The sequence below is a fragment of the Pseudomonas rustica genome, from assembly GCF_018336155.1.
GTDB classification, from domain to species: Bacteria; Pseudomonadota; Gammaproteobacteria; order Pseudomonadales; family Pseudomonadaceae; genus Aquipseudomonas; species Aquipseudomonas rustica.
Window position 1 is genome coordinate 271169 of record NZ_JAGYHF010000002.1, and the last position, 18293, is coordinate 289461.

An 18293-nucleotide genomic window follows, 5' to 3' on the forward strand; every position below is an offset into this window, starting at 1 on the left:
TGTATGCAAGTCAACATCAGTGGACACCAACTGGAAGTGACCCAACCTCTGCGTTCCTACATCGAGGAAAAACTCCAACGACTGGAGCGACATTTCGACAAGATAACCAACGTGCAAGTCACGATGTGTGTCGAAAAGCTGAAGCAGAAAATCGAAGCCACCTTGCATATTCCCGGCAGCGAAGTGGTCGCCAACGCAGAAGATACTGATATGTATGCTGCGATCGACTCACTGACCGACAAGCTGGATCGCCAACTCAAAAAGCATAAGGAAAAGACCCAGAGCCTCCTCCAGGGCGCGACCGGTCGATAACCCCCCATTCCATGATCCGACTTGAAAGTATCCTGACCCCCGGCCGTTCCCTCGTGAACGTGCCGGGCGGCAGTAAAAAGAAAGCCCTCGAACAAATTGCCAACCTGATCGCCCGCGAAGTGCCGGATCTGGAGATGCAAGATGTCTTCGAGGCTCTGATTGCCCGTGAAAAACTCGGCTCGACCGGTTTTGGCAACGGCATCGCCATTCCCCATTGCCGCCTGAAAGGTTGTGTAACGCCAATCAGCGCGTTGATGCACCTTCAAGCCCCTATCGATTTCGACGCCATCGACGGCGCGCCGGTTGACCTGCTGTTTGTTCTGCTGGTCCCGGAAGCCGCCACCGATGCGCACCTGGAATTACTGCGCCAGATCGCCAGCATGCTGGATCGCAAGGATGTGCGCGATAAACTGCGCAGCGCTCCGAGCAACGAAGCCTTGTACCAGGTCGTACTGGACGAGCAAAACGGGCAGTAATCATGCGTTTGATCATCGTCAGTGGCCGTTCCGGCTCGGGTAAAAGCACCGCACTGGATGTCCTTGAGGACAACGGTTATTACTGCATCGACAACCTGCCGGCGGGTTTACTGCCGGAACTGGCCGAACGCGCGCTGATTCACACCGAACTGGCGCAACCGCTGGTCGCCGTATCGATTGATGCGCGCAACCTGCCAAGCCATTTGTCACGCTTTCCCGAATTGCTCGAAGTCGTCCGTAGCCGGCACATTCAATGCGATGTGTTGTACCTGGATGCCGACGAGGAAACCCTGCTCAAGCGTTTCTCGGAAACCCGCCGCCGCCACCCGCTGAGCAATGCCAATCGCTCGCTGGCCGAGGCGATTCAGGATGAAACCGCCCTGCTCGGCCCGATCGCCGACCTGGCTGATCTGAAGATCAACACCACCAGTCTGAACCTGTACCAGTTGCGCGACACCATCAAGCTGCGCCTGCTGAACCAGCCGGAGCCGGGTACGGCGTATCTGGTTGAGTCATTCGGCTTCAAGCGCGGCATGCCGGTGGATGCCGATCTGGTGTTTGATGTGCGCTGCTTGCCCAATCCTTACTGGAAGCCGGAACTGCGTGCGCAATCAGGGCTCGATGCGCCGGTGGCGGAGTATCTGGCGGCACAACCTGACGTCGAAGAAATGTTTCAGGACATCTTCACCTATCTGCACAAATGGCTGCCGCGCTTCGCAGCGAGCAACCGCGCCTACGTCACGATTGCCATTGGCTGCACCGGCGGGCATCACCGCTCCGTCTACCTGACCGAACGTCTGGGTCAGGCCCTGCAGAAAACCCTGAAGAACGTCCAGGTTCGCCACCGCGACCTCACTTAAAGGATTCACACCGCGATGCCTGCTCTGGAAATCGAAATCATCAACAAACTGGGCCTGCATGCCCGCGCATCGGCCAAGTTCGTTGGCGTGGCCGGGCAGTATCCGGATTGCACGATCAGAGTGGGTCGCACACCAGAGACCACGGTTGATGGCAAAAGCATCATGGCGATGATGATGCTGGCGGCTGGCAAGGGCACCAAGATCTATCTGAGTACTGAAGGGCATCAGGAACAGGAAGCGCTGGATGCGCTGGTGGCGTTGATCAACAACTACTTCGATGAAGGTGGTTGACCGCCAAAGTCAAAAGATCGCAGCCTTCGGCAGCTCCTACAGTGAACGTTGCCGAAGGCTGCGATCTCTTGATCGTCAACCTAATGCGGTATCCATCACCATCATCAAACAAAACCCGCTCAACAAGCCAAGACTGGCCAGTTTGTCATGACCATTGCGTCGCGACTCGGGGATCACTTCGTGGGTCACCACCAGCAACATCGCCCCGGCCGCCAGCGCCAAGCCTAACGGCAACAACACCTGCGCAAGACTGACCAGCCACGCGCACAACAGCGCAAACACCGGCTCGACCAGACCTGACGCCGCGCCGATCAAAAACGCTTTGACCCGCGACATCCCCGCCCCGGCCAATACCAACGCAATCACCAGACCTTCCGGCACATCCTGCAAAGCGATGCCCATGGCCAGGCTGTCCGCGTCCGGCATGCCGCCACCGGCAGACACACCGACGGCCATGCCTTCAGGGATGTTATGGGCAATGATGGCGAACACAAACAACCAGATCCGTGGCGGAATCACCGGGCGATCGACAGTGCCGACGAGCATTTCCGGGGACGCGCCCGAGACCTTTAGATCAACCAGATACAACCCGAACGCACCGAGCATGATGCCAAAGCAGATCAGGCCACTGGCGCCCCACGGCGTCAGGCCAAGACTCTCAGCAGCGGCGATGCCCGGCACGATCAGCGAAAACGCCGTCGCCGCCAGCATCACCCCGGCACCAAACCCCAGCAACGTATCGCTGAGTGCCTGCGGCATGCGCCGAATCACCAGCACCGGCACCGCACCAAGCGCCGTGCCGAGCGCGCAGATCGCACCACCCTGCAACGCCCGCAATAGCCTCGGTTCGAGGTTCAGCCACGCCAGTCCGTGGGCAACCAGCAAGGTCATGCCCGCCAACAGCAATAGCGATCCCACTGCGTAACGAAACATACGCCCACTTCCGATCGCCAGTGTTTCAGTGCCCATAGTCAGCCTTGGATTGTTTTTATAGATGACTTAAACCAGTGCGGCCTGATAGCGCGCAGCAACTTCAGGCCAATTGATCACGTTGTAGAACGCGTTGATGTATTCCGGGCGACGGTTCTGGTAACGCAGGTAGTAGGCGTGCTCCCAGACGTCGAGACCGAGAATCGGCGTGTTGCCGTTCATCAACGGGCTGTCCTGGTTGCCGCTGCTTTCCACGATCAGTTTTTTCTCCGGGGTCACGCTGAGCCAGGCCCAGCCGCTGCCGAAACGGGTCAGGGCGGCTTTGGTGAAGGCCTCCTTGAAACTGTCGAGGCCCCCCAATTGCTCATCAATCGCCTTGGCCAGCGCGCCATCCGGTTTGCCGCCACCGCTTGGCACCATCACTTCCCAGAACAGCGAGTGGTTGGCGTGACCGCCGCCCTGATTGATCACCGCCGCGCGAAGTTTTTCCGGCAGATCCTTAACGCTGGCGACCAGTTTTTCCACCGGCCACTCGGCGTATTCAGTGCCTTCTACCGCCGCGTTGAGGTTGTTGATATAGGTCTGGTGATGCTTGGTGTAGTGAATCTCCATGGTCTGCGCATCGATATGCGGTTCCAAGGCATCGTAGGCGTAAGGCAAAGCGGGCAAGGTAAAAGCCATTTCAATGGACTCCATGGTGATGTGGGGCAGGCGCGCGGCGCGCATTGCCGGTATCCGGATGCAGCAGGCGTTGAGTGCGCGGGTATTCGCCGTGTTCGCTGATGAAATTCAGCAGCTCGACGTAGGTCTTGCTGCTCTGGCGCAGCGCCGCTTCACGCAATGCCAGGCGCTGGCGTTCGTCCTGCATGGTTTGCAACAGCCGTTGATGGATGGCGCAGAGGTATTCGGCGCTCTCCTCCGGCTGATTCAGGCGCAGGTGCAAATCCGCGAGGTTGTGGTGCGAGATGACGCAGGCCGCCACCGCTTCGTCGGCGTCCGCCCAGCGTTCGAACAACACTTGCGCCAAGGCCAGGGCTTGCAGGTAAGCCTCACGGGCGTCGATCAGTTCGCCCAGCATGAAGCAGCGATTGGCCCGTTCGATCGTGCGTTTCCAGTGCTCCATGGTGAGCCTCCAAAGCGGTTGCGGGGTTTACACGCCGCCGGCGGTGAGTTTCTCGGGATTGAGTAACTCTTCCAGTTGGCTGCGTGACAGATCGGTGTGTTCCAGGGCGACGTCGATCACCGCACGGCCTTCTTTGTAGGCCTGCTTGGCGATTTCGGCGGCTTTCTGGTAACCGATGATCGGGTTGAGTGCAGTGACCAGAATCGGGTTGCGCGACAACGCTTCTTTCAAGCGCGATTCGTTGACCTTGAAGCTGGCGATGGCTTTGTCGCCGAGCAGGCGGCTGGAATTGGCCAGCAGTTCGATGCTGCTCAACAGGTTCTGCGCGATGATCGGCAGCATCACGTTCAATTCGAAGTTGCCCGACTGGCCGGCGATGGTGATCACCGAATCGTTGCCGATCACTTGCGCGGCGACCATGGCGGTGGCTTCCGGAATCACCGGATTGACCTTGCCCGGCATGATCGACGAGCCCGGTTGCAGGGCTTCCAGTTCGATTTCACCAAGGCCGGCAAGCGGGCCGGAGTTCATCCAGCGCAGGTCGTTGGCGACTTTCATCAAAGTGACGGCGATGGCTTTGAGTTGGCCGGAGACGGCGACGGCGGTGTCTTGCGAACCGATCAGCGCGAACAAGTCTTTGCCCGGGGTGAATTGCACGTCGGTCAATTGGCTCAACTGGCGGCTGAAACGCGCGGCGAACTCAGGGTGCGCGTTGATCCCGGTGCCGACCGCTGTGCCGCCCTGCGCGAGGGATTGCAGGCTCGGCAACAGATCCTGCAGATGAGCGATGTTGGCCTTGAGCTGCTGCGCCCAGCCGTTGAGTACCTGGCTCATGCGCACCGGCATTGCGTCCATCAAATGCGTGCGGCCGGTTTTGACGTGGTGATGCACTTGCTCGGCTTTGCGCTCGATCACCTGCACCAGGTGCAGCAGCGCTGGCAGCAGTTGTTCGTGCAGGGCCAACGCGGCGCTGACGTGGATGGTGGTCGGGATGATGTCGTTGCTGCTCTGGCCGCAGTTGACGTGATCATTGGCGTTCACCGGCTCGTCGAGCAGGCGGCTGGCCAGGGTGGCGATCACTTCATTGGCGTTCATGTTGGAGCTGGTGCCGGAACCGGTCTGGAAAATATCCACCGGAAAATGCTGCATGAAATCGCCTTCAAGCAAACCTTGGGCGGCGTCGCTGATGGCTTTGCCTTGAGCGGCGCTGATCTGGTTCAACTCAACGTTGGCGCGGGCGGCGGCGGCTTTGGCGAGGATCAGCGCGCGAATGAATTGCGTCGGCATCGGTTTGCCGCTGATCGGGAAGTTATCCACTGCGCGCTGGGTCTGCGCGCCGTAGAGAGCGTCCACCGGCACCTGCAGTTCGCCCATGCTGTCGCGCTCAATACGTGTCTTGGTCATCGGTAAATCCTTGGACTAATTCAATGAGAGGAATCGAGGGAAGCAACTCGCAAGTGGCGAGCTGCCAGGTGTAGCGCTGCCAGCGTTTGAGCCGGCATTTGCACAGGGACAGGCGCTCCATTTCACGCAGCGGGCGCCAGGCTTGGTCGAGACAGAGGCTGCGCCAGTGCCACGGCAGCGCGATGTCGGTGGCCGTGTCGAGCAGCAAACGGAAGGAGGTTTCGGCGACCGTCCAGGGTGAGGTCGCGGTGCAACAAGACAGGTACCGGCCCTCGGCCAGGTAATGTTCGATCAGGCGCGGTTCGTCAGGATCCATCGCGCAACGGATCTGGCGACTCATCCAGCGCCAGCTTTCGAGGTACGGCTGCTCGTGCAAGGCAGAACTCATGATCCGGGGCTCATCCGATAATGAGATTTATTATTAGATGATAATGAGAACCAAAACAAGAGCGCCTGTGTAGGAGCTGCCGAAGGCTGCGATCTTTTGATCTTGTCTTTCAAAGCAAAATCAAAAGATCGCAGCCTTCGGCAGCTCCTACAGGGCAGGCATGAAAAAGGCGCGCCATCCGGGTGGATGGCGCGCCTTTTTTTGTGACGGTTGCGGTTTAGCTGCCCGCGACAGTCATCCGTTCGATCAACACCGAACCCGTGCGAATGTTGCTACGCAGTTCCAGGTCATTACCGACCGCAACGATCTGTTTGAACATGTCGCGCATGTTGCCGGCGATGGTCACTTCCTGCACCGCGAACTGGATTTCGCCGTTCTCGACCCAGAAACCCGCCGCGCCGCGTGAATAGTCGCCGGTGACCATGTTCAAGCCATGGCCCATCAATTCGGTGACGAGCAAACCACGGCCCATGCGCTTCAACAGCGCCGCCTGGTCTTCGTCGCCATGGGTGACGAACAGGTTGTGCACGCCGCCCGCGTTAGCGGTGCTCGGCATGCCGAGTTTGCGCCCGGAATACGTGCCGAGGATGTACGAGACCAATTCGCCCTTTTCGACGAACGGTTTGGCGTACGTCGCCAGACCATCGCCGTCATAGGCCGAACTGCCCATGGCGCGCATCAGGTGTGGACGCTCATCGATGGTCAGCCATTCCGGGAACAGCTTCTGCCCCAGCGTGCCTTCGAGGAACGACGATTTGCGATACAGGCTGCCGCCGGAAATCGCCGAGAGGAAACTGCCGAACAAGCCACCGGCCAGTTCGGCGGAGAACAGCACCGGCACTTCACAGGTCGGCACCGGACGCGCGCCCAGACGGCTCGCCGCCCGTTGCGCAGCGCGCTGACCAATGCTCACCGGATCCGCCAGCAGACTGCCCTGACGGCTGACGTCATACCAATAATCGCGCTGCATCTGGCCGTCGGCCTCAGCGATCATCACGCAGCTCAGACTGTGTCGGGTCGACGCGTAACCACCAATAAAACCGTGGCTGTTGCCATAAACGCGGCAGCCTTGGTGGGTGCTGAGGGTGGTGCCATCGGCATTCTTGATCCGCGCGTCGGCATCGAACGCCGCCGCTTCGCAGATCAACGCCTTCTCGATCGCCTGTTCCGGGGTGATGTCCCATTCGTGGAACAGATCAAAATCCTTCAGATCCTTGGCCATCAGCGCGGCATCGGCCAGGCCCGAGGCTTCGTCTTCAGAGGTGTGCTTGGCAATCGCCAGCGCCGCCGCGACGGTTTCGCGAATCGCTTCAGGCCCGGTGGCTGACGTGCTGGCCGAGCCTTTGCGCTGGCCGACGTACAGCGTGATGCCAAACCCCTGATCGCGGTTGAATTCGACTGTTTCGACTTCGCGCTGACGCACGGAAGTGGACAGGCCTTGCTCCAGCGACACCGCGACTTCACAGGCGCTGGCGCCCTGACGTTTGGCTTCGGCGATGATCTGCTCGACCTGTTCCTGCAGTGCCGGCAATGCCTGCGGGCCGACGCTTTCAACTGCACTCATGCTCATCTCCACTCAAATTCTGCTTTCGGCTGGGGCCATCGAGCGACCGGGCCGGACAAGCGGCCCCCGACTGGTTATCATGGCGGCGTTTCTTTGCGGACTGCCACCATGGTTGATTCTTACGACGACTCCCTCGATACGGGAGAAAAAAGCAAATCTCAGGTCAAACGCGAGCTGCATGCTCTGGTTGACCTTGGCGAGCGCCTTACAACACTCAAGCCTGACTTGATCGCAAAACTGCCACTGACCGACGCCATGCGCCGGGCCTTGGCCGATGCGCCCAAGCACACCGCGAATATCGCGCGGAAACGGCATTTGCAGTTCATCGGCAAACTGATGCGCGACCAGGACACTGACGCGATTCTGACCTTGCTCGATCAACTCGATGCCTCCACTCGCCAATACAACGAGCGTTTCCATAACCTGGAACGCTGGCGCGATCGCCTGATCGCGGGCGACGATGCCGTGCTGGAAAAATTCGTCGTCGAGTACCCGGACGCCGATCGCCAGCAATTGCGTTCCTTGATCCGTCAGGCTCAGCACGAGGTTGCGCAAAACAAACCTCCTGCTTCCAGCCGCAAGATCTTCAAGTACATCCGTGAGCTGGACGAGACTCAACGCGGCCTGCGTTGATCTCATCCTTGTAGGAGCTGCCGAAGGCTGCGATCTTTGCTTTTTAAAGATCAAAAGATCGCAGCCTGCGGCAGCTCCTACACACGTTTCTTATGCGCCCGTGCCACCGACGGTGATCGCATCGATTTTCAGCGTCGGCTGACCCACGCCCACCGGCACCGACTGCCCATCCTTGCCGCACGTCCCCACACCGCTGTCCAGCGCCAGATCGTTACCGACCATCGACACCCGGCTCATCGCCTCAGGGCCGTTGCCGATCAACGTCGCGCCTTTGACCGGCGCAGTGATCTTGCCGTCTTCGATCAGATACGCCTCGCTGGTGGAGAACACAAACTTGCCGCTGGTGATGTCGACCTGACCGCCGCCGAGGTTGGCGCAGTAGATGCCCTTCTTCACCGACGCGATGATTTCCGCCGGATCGCTTTCGCCACCGAGCATGTAGGTGTTGGTCATCCGCGGCATCGGCAAGTGTGCGTAAGATTCACGACGACCATTACCGGTACGGGCCACGCCCATCAGACGCGCATTGAGCTTATCCTGCATGTAACCCTTGAGCACGCCGTTTTCGATCAGCGTGGTGCACTCGGTCGGCGTACCTTCGTCGTCGACACTCAGCGAACCGCGACGGCCGCTCAAGGTGCCGTCATCGACGATGGTGCAAAGCTTCGAGGCAACCATTTCGCCCATGCGCCCGCTGTAAGCCGAACTGCCCTTGCGGTTGAAATCGCCTTCCAGACCGTGGCCGACGGCTTCGTGCAACAGCACGCCAGACCAACCCGAACCCAACACCACTGGAAAAGTACCGGCCGGCGCAGGGATCGCTTCCAGATTCACCAGCGCCTGACGCAACGCTTCACGGGCGTAGCCCATGGCGCGGTCTTCGGCGAGGAAATAACGGTAGTCGGTACGCCCGCCGCCGCCATGCCCGCCGCGCTCGCGACGACCATTCTGCTCAACGATCACGCTGACGTTGAAACGCACCAAAGGGCGCACATCCGCCGCCAGACCGCCGTCGGTGGACGCGACCAGAATCCGTTCCCAGACACCGGCCATGCTCACGCTGACTTGCTGGATACGCGGGTCGAGCGCGCGGGTCGCGACATCGATGCTCTTGAGCAGCTCGACTTTCTCGGCGCGGCTCAGCACTTCCAGCGGGTTATCCGGCGCGTACAACTGAGCGACGTCTTGAGTGGTGAACGCCTGCACCGTGCCGTTTTGCCCGGCACGGGAGATCGAACGTGCTGCGCGAGCCGCTGCGCCGAGGGCTTCGAGGGTGATCGCGTTGCTGTAGGCGAAACCGGTTTTCTCACCGGATTGCGCGCGCACGCCAACGCCCTGATCGAGGTTGAAGCTGCCTTCCTTGACGATGCCATCTTCCAGCGCCCAGGACTCGGAGATCTGTCCCTGGAAATACAGGTCGGCGGCATCGATGCCCGGGCCGGCCAGATCGCCGAGTACGCCTTGCAGGCTCTCGATGGTCACGCCGCCCGGTGCCAACAGGTGATCACTGACTGAGGACAACAACTCGCTCATAGGTTTACGCCTTAAATTCATGTTCTGAAGCAGGTCGCTGTGCGCCCTGCGAGAAAAACCGCCGATGACTCGTCACCGGCATCCGCGCCCTGATGGACGCTTGTTCACTGCTATCGCGTTCGGCCAACAACACCGCTTCGCCTTGATCCTGTTGCGCCAGCACGCGGCCCCACGGGTCGACAATCGCCGCATGGCCAAAAGTTTCGCGCGGCCCCGGATGGGTTCCACCCTGCGCTGCCGCCAACACATAACACTGGGTTTCGATGGCCCGCGCGCGAATCAGTACGTCCCAATGCGCTGCGCCGGTCACCGCGGTAAACGCCGACGGTGCGGTAATCAATTCAGCACCGGCCGCGCGCAATTCGCTGTACAGCTCCGGGAAGCGCAGGTCGTAACACACGGTCAGGCCCAATTTGCCCACCGGCGTGTCCGCCACCACCACGCCACTGCCATAAGCATAGTCATCGGATTCGCGGTAACGGCCGCGATTGTCGGCGACATCGACATCGAACAGGTGCAGCTTGTCATAGCGTGCAACGATTTCGCCGTGTTCGTTGACCAGCAGCGAACAGGCATTGGCCTTCGCCGTCGGTTGATCCACCGGCGGCAGCGGCAATGTGCCGGCCACTATCCATAACTTGAGGTCGCGGGCGGTCTGTTTCAACCATGGCAGGATCGGGCCGTCGCCTAATGCCTCGGCGCGGCCGATATCAGCGACGTCGCGGCGGCCCATGGCGGCGAAGTTTTCCGGCAGCACCGCGAGCTTCGCGCCCCCGGCGGCAGCCTGTTCGAGCAGGCGCCGGGCCTGAGCCAGATTGGCCAGCACGTCACTCTGGCTGACCATTTGAATCACCGCAAAAGACATGGCCGCTCCTCGAAATCTGCATATGACGGTGTAGGAGCTGCCGCAGGCTGCGATCTTTTGATCTTAAAAGATCGCAGCCTTCGGCAGCTCCTGCAGGGGGTAGTGTCTGCTAGTTAAAAAGGCTTGTCGAAAGTGATTTTCGGCTCTTTCCACGGGCCTTTGACGGTGTATTTGACGCTGGCGAAGCGCGCCACCTGGTCGCCGATCAGCTTGTCGATCAGGAACAAAGCACCGCCAATCGCCGGGGCACCGACGATCAGCGCGGCAATCGGCAGGTTGTTGGTCACCGGCAATGTCACCATCAACTTGGCGTCGACCTGTTCCGCAACCATGTCCAGTTTGCCGTTGAGTTCGATATTGCTCGATGGCCCGGTCAGGCGAATCGGCTCCTTGGTGTCGTAAACACCGTTGGTCGCTACCAGCAGGCCTTTGACCCGATCGTAGCTCAGGCCTTTGCCGAACAGGTCGGAGAAGTCCAGGCGCAAGCGACGACCAATCGAGTTGAAGTTGAGCAGACCGAACACGCGCAACGCCTGCGCGCCGCCATCCACTTCAATAAATTGACCTTTGTTCAGCGAGGCATCGAGGGTGCCGGAGAAGCGCTTGGTCGCCAGCCACGCCGGCGAGCCCGGCCAGCGGCCATCGACGTCCATGTGGAAATCTTCGCTGGTCACGCTCGGCGCATAACCCCAGCCCTTGAGCACATCGGCGAGGTTCTTGCCGCTGATCCGCCCTTTGAACCAGCTGTTGCTCGAGCCCGCCGCGCCTTCCCAGCCGCCGTTGCCCTGCAAGAGGATACCTTTGAGGCCCATGTCGAGGTTGTTCAAGGCAATGCCTTTGGCAGTCGGGCGAATTTTCAGCGACCAGCCACCGACCAGATCCTGGCCCTGGAACAATTGATTGATGGTGATATCCAGCGCGGGAATCTTCGTCGGATCGACCGAGGCCAAAGGATCGGGGGCGTTCTCGTCGGTCTGCACATTCGGATCCGCCGCCGGCAGCTTCACGTATTGCATGTTGACCGCAATCGGCACGCCCTTGGCGTCGGGCAGGCTGGCGGCGCCTTTAGCCTGCTGACTGTCGAGGGCCAACGCCCACGCGCCAGGTTTGCGATTGAGCTGCACCGACGCCTGATCCAGCGTGGTGCCGAACGCTGTCAGCTTGCCGACTTTGATATCCGCGCTGTTGAGCAATTTGTTGGCGCTGCCGCCCGGATCCTGCCCGGCGTACTTGTTGACCAGATCCTGCCACGGCGCGACGTCCAGCTCCGACAGCACACCGCGGATGCGCAAACCCTTGGCGCCCGGCAACACCGCCTCGCCCGCCCCGAGGAACAACTCACCGCGACCGTCAGCAAAACCGCTCGATGGCGCGGCATAGGTGAAGTTGGCCAGTTGATCGTAGTTGACCCAGTAACGTCGTTCCGGCCCTTGCAAGGTCATGCGGAACACCGTGTCGCGCCCGACATCCGCCGCCATGCCGAACGGTGCCGGCAGATCCACCGCCACGCCCTTGAGGTTGGAGCTGACCATTAATTGGCTGTCGGCGCCGTCCAGATTCAATTGCAGTTGATACGGAATCGTCCCGGACACCGGCAACGGTTGCGTCACCGCCAGCCAGTCGGTGAGCTTCTTGACTTCGACCTGCCCTGTCGCCGCTACACGAGTTTTCAGCTTGCCCGGACTGCCGTCAGCAAAAATCTGCGCGGTCACCGGTTTGTCGAAGGCCCGTGCGCTGATGTTCTGCCCGCTGAGGCCTTTGGCGCTGTCGAAGCGGAAATCACCCTTGAGTTGGCTCAGTTCCAACTTCGGCTCGGCCAGTTTCAACTTCGCATTGGCGGTTTTGAAATCGACGAGAATTTTCGGCTCCTCGCCTTTTCCCAGCGGCACGTCGAGTTTGAGCTTGCCACGAAGATCCCCTGAGCCTTCCCAACCGGCGAAGGTTTCGCCCGTGCCGATCGGCGCATCCTGCAGAATCTTCAAGCCATCGCCAAGACCACCGGCGAACGTGCCGTCCAGCAGCAAGTGCGAGTTCTGCCCGGACGGCACATGCGGAATATTGACCGAGACATCGCTGACCTGGGTGTCGAGCAACTGACCCTTTTTCGCCAGAATGCGTACGCCGCTGTCCTCGATAAACACATCACCGCTGACCTTGCTGACGTGCGGCCAGCCCGGCTGGAATGCGAGTTCAGCGTCATGCACCTTGAAGAACAGACTGATGCTGCGGTCGGCTTCTTTGGCGTCCTTGCTCAGCGAGCCCTGATACTGGAAGAAACCTTCATCCACCGCGCCTTTGAGGATCGCCGTGCGCAGCCATTCGTCGAGCGCCGGGCTCAGGACTTCCGGCAGGTACTTGGCGGTGTAGCGACCGTCGCCGTCGACCAGACCGACGCGCAAGTCCATGTAGTCTTCCTGGCTGTGATCGAAATGCAGGCGGATCAGGAAGTCGCCGGCAATTTTGCCCTCTTCGCCGAGCACTTTGAGGTACGGCGCGATCAGGGTGAAACCGTCTTTATCGAGTTTCCAGGTCAGGCGCGCGTTGGCCTGAATGTATTGCCATGGCTTGGCGAAAATCGGATCGAGGTGCAGGACGAAATCCTTGCTGTCCATGCGCAGTTCGCCGCCGTCGAGGTTACCGTTGAGGCTGCCGCTGACATTTCGTGCAGCCGGGGCGCCGTGATAGGCATCGAAGCCGACCTTGTCGAGGTTGGCGGCGAAGCTGAATTTTGTGCCGTCAGTGGCCGCCGGACGGAAATCCAGCAGCACGTTACGCAGGCCACCGGTCACTTTCAGGTGATCGACCACTTCGGCGAAACCTTTCGGTAACGGCCCGAGCGCGTTGAGCAGTGGCGTGATCGGCGTCAGATCCAGACGATCAGCCTGCAGATGCCAGAGCTCTTCCACTTTGTCGGTGGCGCGGGTCTGTTGCAGTTGAACGCGGGATTCCCATCGGGTTTCGCCGAAATTCATCGCCAGCGAATCAAACGTCACCGCCGCGCCGTCGCCACCGTCGCGGTAGTACGCGTTGATGGCGAGGTTGTTGATCTGGATAGGCTTGCGCTCGCCATAGGCGCCGGTGACTTGCGGCGCGTTCAAGCGAACAGAGGCGCTTTGCAGCGTGCCCTTGGCCCAATCGATCCAGACCTCACCACCAGCCTTGATCTCGGAGAAATTCCATTGTTGGGTCAGGCGTTCGGGCAACCATTTCGCCCAATCGCTTTGCGGCAGACTGGCGTAGCCCTCGACCGTGCTGTCCTGCCATTGCTCCGGACGCAGGCGCGTGCGCAGGTTGATCGCCACGGGCTGGCCGTCCGGCAGAGTCAAACGGGCATCGAGACGTTGGCGACTGGCGCCGGTTTTCAGGTTGATGCCGACATAGGTGAGGGTCATCGGCGCGTGATCCTGCGGCTGCAGGGTCACCTGACTGTCGAGCACCGAGAGTTGCTGAATCATTTGCGAACGATTGAACAACTGCTGCGCATCCAGCGGTTGATCGTTCTGCACTGGCAGACCTTCCAGCGCCCAACTGCCGTCCTCGGCTTCCTTGAGGCTGATCTTCAGGCCATTGAGTTCCAGATGGGCAATGCGCACTTCACGGGCCAACAGACTGGCCCAGAGATCAGGCACGGCGCGCACTTGATCCAGACGCAACGCATTGGCGCCGCTGCCGACCATCACATCGCGTGCCAGCAGGATCGGGGCGAAGCCGCTCCAGTTACCTTCCAGCTCGCCGATCTGCAACGGCATGCCAAGGGCGGCGCTGGCCTTGTCTTCGATGTCGGTGCGGTATTCGGCGACCAGCGGGGTCAGCTCGCGGCCGAGGCTGACGTACAACGCCATCAACACCAGAACCAACGCGCACAGGCCCAGCCCCCAACGGGTGAGTGCGGCCAGAATGCGTGTCAGACGCTCCATGTCAGATGGCTCCCATGGCAATAAAACTGCGAAAAGCTGAGGCCAGCCGCGGTAGAAAAAATGTGACGCAGGGGATCAGAGCAGCACCACGTCGTATTGTTCCTGGGAATACATGGTTTCCACCTGGAAGCGAATGGTGCGACCGATAAACCCTTCAAGTTCGGCGACGTTACCCGATTCTTCATCGAGCAGTCGATCAACCACTTTCTGGTTGGCCAGTACGCGATAACCCTCGGCCTGATAGGCACGGGCCTCACGCAGAATCTCGCGGAAAATCTCGTAACAGATGGTTTCCGGAGTCTTCAATTTGCCACGGCCCTGACAACTGCTGCACGGCTCGCACAGCACTTGTTCAAGACTTTCGCGGGTGCGCTTGCGGGTCATCTGCACCAGGCCCAACTCGGTGATGCCGATAATGTTGGTCTTGGCGTGATCGCGCTCCAGCTGTTTCTCCAGCGTGCGCAGCACCTGACGCTGGTGCTCTTCATCTTCCATGTCGATGAAGTCGATGATGATGATCCCGCCCAGATTACGCAGGCGCATCTGCCGGGCAATCGCGGTGGCGGCTTCGAGGTTGGTCTTGAAAATGGTTTCTTCAAGGTTGCGATGACCGACGAACGCGCCAGTGTTGACGTCGATGGTGGTCATGGCTTCCGCCGGATCGATCACCAAATAGCCGCCGGATTTCAACGGGACTTTGCGCTCAAGGGCGCGCTGGATCTCATCTTCGACGCCATACAGATCGAAAATCGGCCGCTCGCCCGGGTAATGTTCCAGACGATCGGCGATCTCCGGCATCAGCTCGGCGACGAACTGCGTGGTTTTCTGGAAGGTTTCCCGTGAGTCGATGCGGATCTTCTCGATCTTCGGGCTGACCAGATCGCGCAGGGTGCGCAAGGCCAGACCGAGGTCTTCGTAGATCACGCTCGGCGCGCCGATGGTTTTGATTTGTTCGTTGATCTGATCCCACAAACGGCGCAGATAACGAATGTCCATAAGGATTTCTTCAGCGCCGGCGCCTTCGGCCGCGGTGCGCAGAATGAAGCCGCCCGCCTCCTGAATGCCTTCTTTGGCCACGCAATCGCTGACCACCTTTTTCAGGCGTTCGCGCTCGGCTTCGTCTTCGATTTTCAGGGAAATGCCGACGTGGGCGGTGCGCGGCATGTACACCAGATAGCGCGACGGGATCGACAATTGTGTGGTCAGGCGTGCGCCTTTCGAGCCGATCGGGTCTTTGGTGACTTGCACCACCAGGCTCTGGCCTTCGTGCACCAGCGCGCTGATGCTTTCAACGGAGGAGCCTTCGCGCAGGGAAATTTCCGAGGCATGAATGAACGCGGCGCGATCCAGACCGATGTCGACGAATGCTGCCTGCATGCCCGGCAGTACCCGGACAATCTTGCCTTTATAGATGTTGCCGACGATCCCGCGTTTTTGCGTGCGCTCGACATGGACTTCTTGCAGCACACCGTTTTCGACCACCGCCACGCGCGATTCCATCGGCGTGATGTTGATCAGAATCTCTTCACTCATGGCAGGATCTCGTTCAGACATTTTCACGATAATGGCCGCATCTGGTTTCGTACGACGCTCATTGCGCGCTTAGGTTTTGCCAACAGGGTATGCCGAAATGGCCCAGCAGTTCTGCGGTTTCGCAAACAGGCAACCCGACCACCGCCGAGTAACTGCCATTGAGCCCGGCGACAAACACTGCGCCGAGGCCCTGAATGCCATAGCCACCGGCCTTGTCGCGGGGTTCACCGCTGGCCCAGTAGGCCGCGGCTTCTTCACGACTGATCGGGCGGAACCGCACCAGACTGCGCACCACGCGCGACTCGCAACGCTCGTCGTCGAGCACGGCGATTGCCGTCAGCACTTCATGCTCCTTGCCGGACAACATCATCAGCATGGCGCATGCGTCGGCTTCGTCCACCGGTTTGCCGAGAATTTTACCGTCGAGCACCACAGCGGTATCCGCGCCCAGCACACAATGCTGTTCGGCGGACACGAGCGTGCGTCGCCCGGCCTCGGCTTTGCCGCGCGCCAGACGCTCGACGTAGGCCGAAGGGGATTCGTTGGTAAAAGGGGTTTCATCGATGTCCGCGCTGATGGCGGTGAACGGCACGCCGATCTGCGTGAGCAATTCACGCCGACGCGGCGAACCTGAGGCAAGGTAAAGCGACTTCATCACGACATCTCCCTGTTTAGTGCCCTGCCTCACAAATACTCTTCCCTGTTGGCGGCGTCACCGGTGCGGGCACATGCCTGGTCGACTCAATTGATCTTGTAGCGGCGGCGCAATCCACGCAAAGCGAAACTGACCCACGGCCAGAGCAAAGCACTGACCAGTGCCGGCAATACCAGCGCCAGCGTCGGTTGACGGTTACCGGTCAACGCGCTGAGCCACAGCTGCACGAGCTGGGCGAGGCCGAAGATCACCAGAATCACCAGGCACTGCTGCCACATCGGGAACATGCGCAAGCGCTGCTGCAACGAGAGGACGAGGAAAGTAATCAGCGTCAGGATCAAGGCGTTCTGCCCCAGCAGCGTGCCGTAGAGCACGTCTTCAGCCAGACCCAGACAAAACGCGGTGACCATGCCGACCGTTTGCGGCATGTACAGCGCCCAGAATGTCAGGAGCAGCGCCAGCCACAGCGGGCGGAGGATTTCCATGAATTGCGGCAACGGCGAAACACTGAGCAGCAGGCCGATGGCAAAGGTCAGCCAGACGATCCAGCCGTTACGCGAGGCAGTCGCTCCGACCATTATTCTTGTCTCCCGGTGGTGGCGGGCGCAGTCACCGGCGGTTTCGCCGCTGGCCGTGCAGCCGGCTGAGCGGCCGGAGGTTTACTGGCGGCGGGCGGTTTCGACGCCGCTGGCGGTTTGCTCGCAGCCGGCTTGGCCGGTGTCACAGCGGCAGCGGCCGGTGCGGCGGGCGTTGCTGCTGGAGTCGCCGCAGCGGCGGCAGGTGGCGTGACGGTTTTCGGCACAGTGGCCGGGATCACCGGGCCACCGCCCTGCGCGTCGAGATTTTCCTGGGCTTGCGCGGCGTCATTGGCGCGCTCTTCCGGCGTGCGGGTGTCGCTGAACACCAGCAGCATATAGCGGCTGCGATTCAGGGCTGCCGTCGGCACGGCGCGGACGATGGCGAAGGGCTGACCGGAATCGTGGATCACTTCCTTGACGGTCGCCACCGGGTAACCGGCCGGGAAACGCTGGCCGAGACCCGAACTGACCAGCAGATCGCCTTCTTTGATGTCGGCGGTGTCGGCAACGTGGCGCAATTCCAGACGTTCCGGGTTACCGGTGCCGCTGGCAATCGCACGCAGACCGTTACGGTTCACCTGCACAGGAATGCTGTGAGTGGTGTCGGTCAACAGCAATACACGTGAGGTGTAAGGCATCAACTCGACCACCTGGCCCATCAAGCCGCGCGCATCGAGCACCGGTTGACCGAGCACCACGCCGTCGCGCTCACCTTTATTGATGATGATGCGATGGGTGAAGGGATTGGGATCCATGCCGATCAACTCGGCCACTTCGACCTTTTCGTTGACCAGTGCGGAAGAATTCAGCAACTCGCGCAGCCGAACGTTCTGCTCGGTGAGGGCGGCAAGCTTTTGCATGCGACCCTGCAGCAGCAGGTTTTCGGTCTTGAGTTTTTCATTTTCGGCGACAAGCTCGGTACGGCTGCCGAATTGACTGGCCACGCCTTCCCATAAACGTCCGGGCAGGTCAGTGATCCAGTAGGCATCCATCAGCACCAGCGACATCTGGCTGCGTGCAGGCTTGAGCAGACTGAAGCGGGCATCGACGACCATCAGCGCGACCGACAGCACGGCCAGCACCAACAGGCGCACACCCAACGAAGGGCCTTTGGCGAAAAGCGGTTTAATAAGCCGCTCCTCCCAGGCAAATGTTCTGTTTATTCATACGGCATCAAACCGGCCTGGATGAAGACTGACAGAAGATAAACGCCAACAGGCAGCACTGCAAA

Annotated in this window: 18 protein-coding genes; 5 read left to right on the plus strand and 13 right to left on the minus strand. The window is 60.3% G+C overall.

What is annotated here, in order from left to right; all coding sequences use genetic code 11:
* Positions 1-3 precede the first annotated feature (3 nt).
* Genes hpf through KFS80_RS04385 form a run of 4 tightly spaced genes read left to right on the plus strand, consistent with a single transcriptional unit; the run spans position 4 to position 1939 of the window.
* A complete protein-coding gene (gene hpf / locus KFS80_RS04370; protein ID WP_007912419.1) occupies positions 4-312 on the plus strand; it encodes a ribosome hibernation-promoting factor, HPF/YfiA family in 309 nt (102 codons plus the stop codon).
* An 11-nt stretch (positions 313-323) separates the two neighbouring features.
* Positions 324-788: a PTS IIA-like nitrogen regulatory protein PtsN gene (gene ptsN / locus KFS80_RS04375; RefSeq protein ID WP_053117095.1), complete on the plus strand. Its 465-nt coding sequence runs from the start codon at positions 324-326 to the stop codon at positions 786-788.
* Positions 789-790: 2 nt separating this feature from the next.
* Positions 791-1648 (plus strand): RNase adapter RapZ, encoded by an 858-nt coding sequence (gene rapZ, locus KFS80_RS04380; RefSeq protein WP_053117094.1) that lies wholly within the window; start codon positions 791-793, stop codon positions 1646-1648.
* A gap of 15 nt (positions 1649-1663) precedes the next feature.
* Positions 1664-1939: an HPr family phosphocarrier protein gene (locus KFS80_RS04385; RefSeq protein WP_008085079.1), complete on the plus strand. Its 276-nt coding sequence runs from the start codon at positions 1664-1666 to the stop codon at positions 1937-1939.
* A gap of 75 nt (positions 1940-2014) precedes the next feature.
* Here KFS80_RS04385 and KFS80_RS04390 read toward each other — a convergent pair whose 3' ends face one another.
* The 6 genes from KFS80_RS04390 to pmbA form a co-directional block, all read right to left on the minus strand.
* Positions 2015-2908 carry a ZIP family metal transporter gene (locus KFS80_RS04390; RefSeq protein ID WP_053117093.1) on the minus strand — a complete coding sequence of 298 codons (894 nt, stop codon included), beginning with the start codon at positions 2906-2908 and terminating at the stop codon, positions 2015-2017.
* Positions 2909-2938: 30 nt separating this feature from the next.
* Positions 2939-3550 (minus strand): superoxide dismutase, encoded by a 612-nt coding sequence (locus tag KFS80_RS04395; protein WP_053117092.1) that lies wholly within the window; start codon positions 3548-3550, stop codon positions 2939-2941.
* A 1-nt stretch (position 3551) separates the two neighbouring features.
* Positions 3552-3992, minus strand: a complete 441-nt coding sequence (locus KFS80_RS04400) for a hypothetical protein (RefSeq protein WP_016984162.1) — start codon at positions 3990-3992, stop codon at positions 3552-3554.
* Positions 3993-4019: 27 nt separating this feature from the next.
* Positions 4020-5396, minus strand: coding sequence for a class II fumarate hydratase (locus tag KFS80_RS04405; RefSeq protein WP_212544071.1), 1377 nt, complete (start codon positions 5394-5396; stop codon positions 4020-4022).
* Positions 5377-5784: a FagA protein gene (locus KFS80_RS04410; protein ID WP_212544072.1), complete on the minus strand. Its 408-nt coding sequence runs from the start codon at positions 5782-5784 to the stop codon at positions 5377-5379. The genes KFS80_RS04405 and KFS80_RS04410 overlap by 20 nt, the downstream gene beginning before the upstream one ends.
* A gap of 217 nt (positions 5785-6001) precedes the next feature.
* Positions 6002-7348 (minus strand): metalloprotease PmbA, encoded by a 1347-nt coding sequence (gene pmbA / locus KFS80_RS04415; RefSeq protein WP_053117090.1) that lies wholly within the window; start codon positions 7346-7348, stop codon positions 6002-6004.
* A 108-nt stretch (positions 7349-7456) separates the two neighbouring features.
* On the opposite strand from pmbA, the gene yjgA reads away from it, so the two are divergent.
* A complete protein-coding gene (gene yjgA / locus KFS80_RS04420) occupies positions 7457-7981 on the plus strand; it encodes a ribosome biogenesis factor YjgA (RefSeq protein ID WP_007915377.1) in 525 nt (174 codons plus the stop codon).
* A gap of 90 nt (positions 7982-8071) precedes the next feature.
* Here yjgA and tldD read toward each other — a convergent pair whose 3' ends face one another.
* The 7 genes from tldD to mreC all read right to left on the minus strand — a co-directional run bounded on the left by tldD (position 8072) and on the right by mreC (position 18192).
* Positions 8072-9514: a metalloprotease TldD gene (tldD, locus tag KFS80_RS04425; RefSeq protein ID WP_159812152.1), complete on the minus strand. Its 1443-nt coding sequence runs from the start codon at positions 9512-9514 to the stop codon at positions 8072-8074.
* Between the two features lie 4 nt (positions 9515-9518).
* Positions 9519-10379: a carbon-nitrogen hydrolase family protein gene (locus KFS80_RS04430; protein ID WP_053117089.1), complete on the minus strand. Its 861-nt coding sequence runs from the start codon at positions 10377-10379 to the stop codon at positions 9519-9521.
* Between the two features lie 113 nt (positions 10380-10492).
* The gene (locus tag KFS80_RS04435) at positions 10493-14296 is read right to left on the minus strand and encodes a YhdP family protein (protein WP_212544073.1); all 3804 of its coding nucleotides are present in this window, start codon (positions 14294-14296) and stop codon (positions 10493-10495) included.
* Positions 14297-14371: 75 nt separating this feature from the next.
* Positions 14372-15829 (minus strand): ribonuclease G, encoded by a 1458-nt coding sequence (gene rng / locus KFS80_RS04440; RefSeq protein WP_053117087.1) that lies wholly within the window; start codon positions 15827-15829, stop codon positions 14372-14374.
* Between the two features lie 58 nt (positions 15830-15887).
* The gene (locus KFS80_RS04445; protein ID WP_212544074.1) at positions 15888-16484 is read right to left on the minus strand and encodes a Maf family protein; all 597 of its coding nucleotides are present in this window, start codon (positions 16482-16484) and stop codon (positions 15888-15890) included.
* A gap of 86 nt (positions 16485-16570) precedes the next feature.
* Positions 16571-17062 carry a rod shape-determining protein MreD gene (mreD, locus tag KFS80_RS04450; protein WP_212544075.1) on the minus strand — a complete coding sequence of 164 codons (492 nt, stop codon included), beginning with the start codon at positions 17060-17062 and terminating at the stop codon, positions 16571-16573.
* Positions 17062-18192 (minus strand): rod shape-determining protein MreC, encoded by a 1131-nt coding sequence (gene mreC / locus KFS80_RS04455; protein ID WP_212544202.1) that lies wholly within the window; start codon positions 18190-18192, stop codon positions 17062-17064. The genes mreD and mreC overlap by 1 nt, the downstream gene beginning before the upstream one ends.
* Positions 18193-18293: the final 101 nt, after the last annotated feature.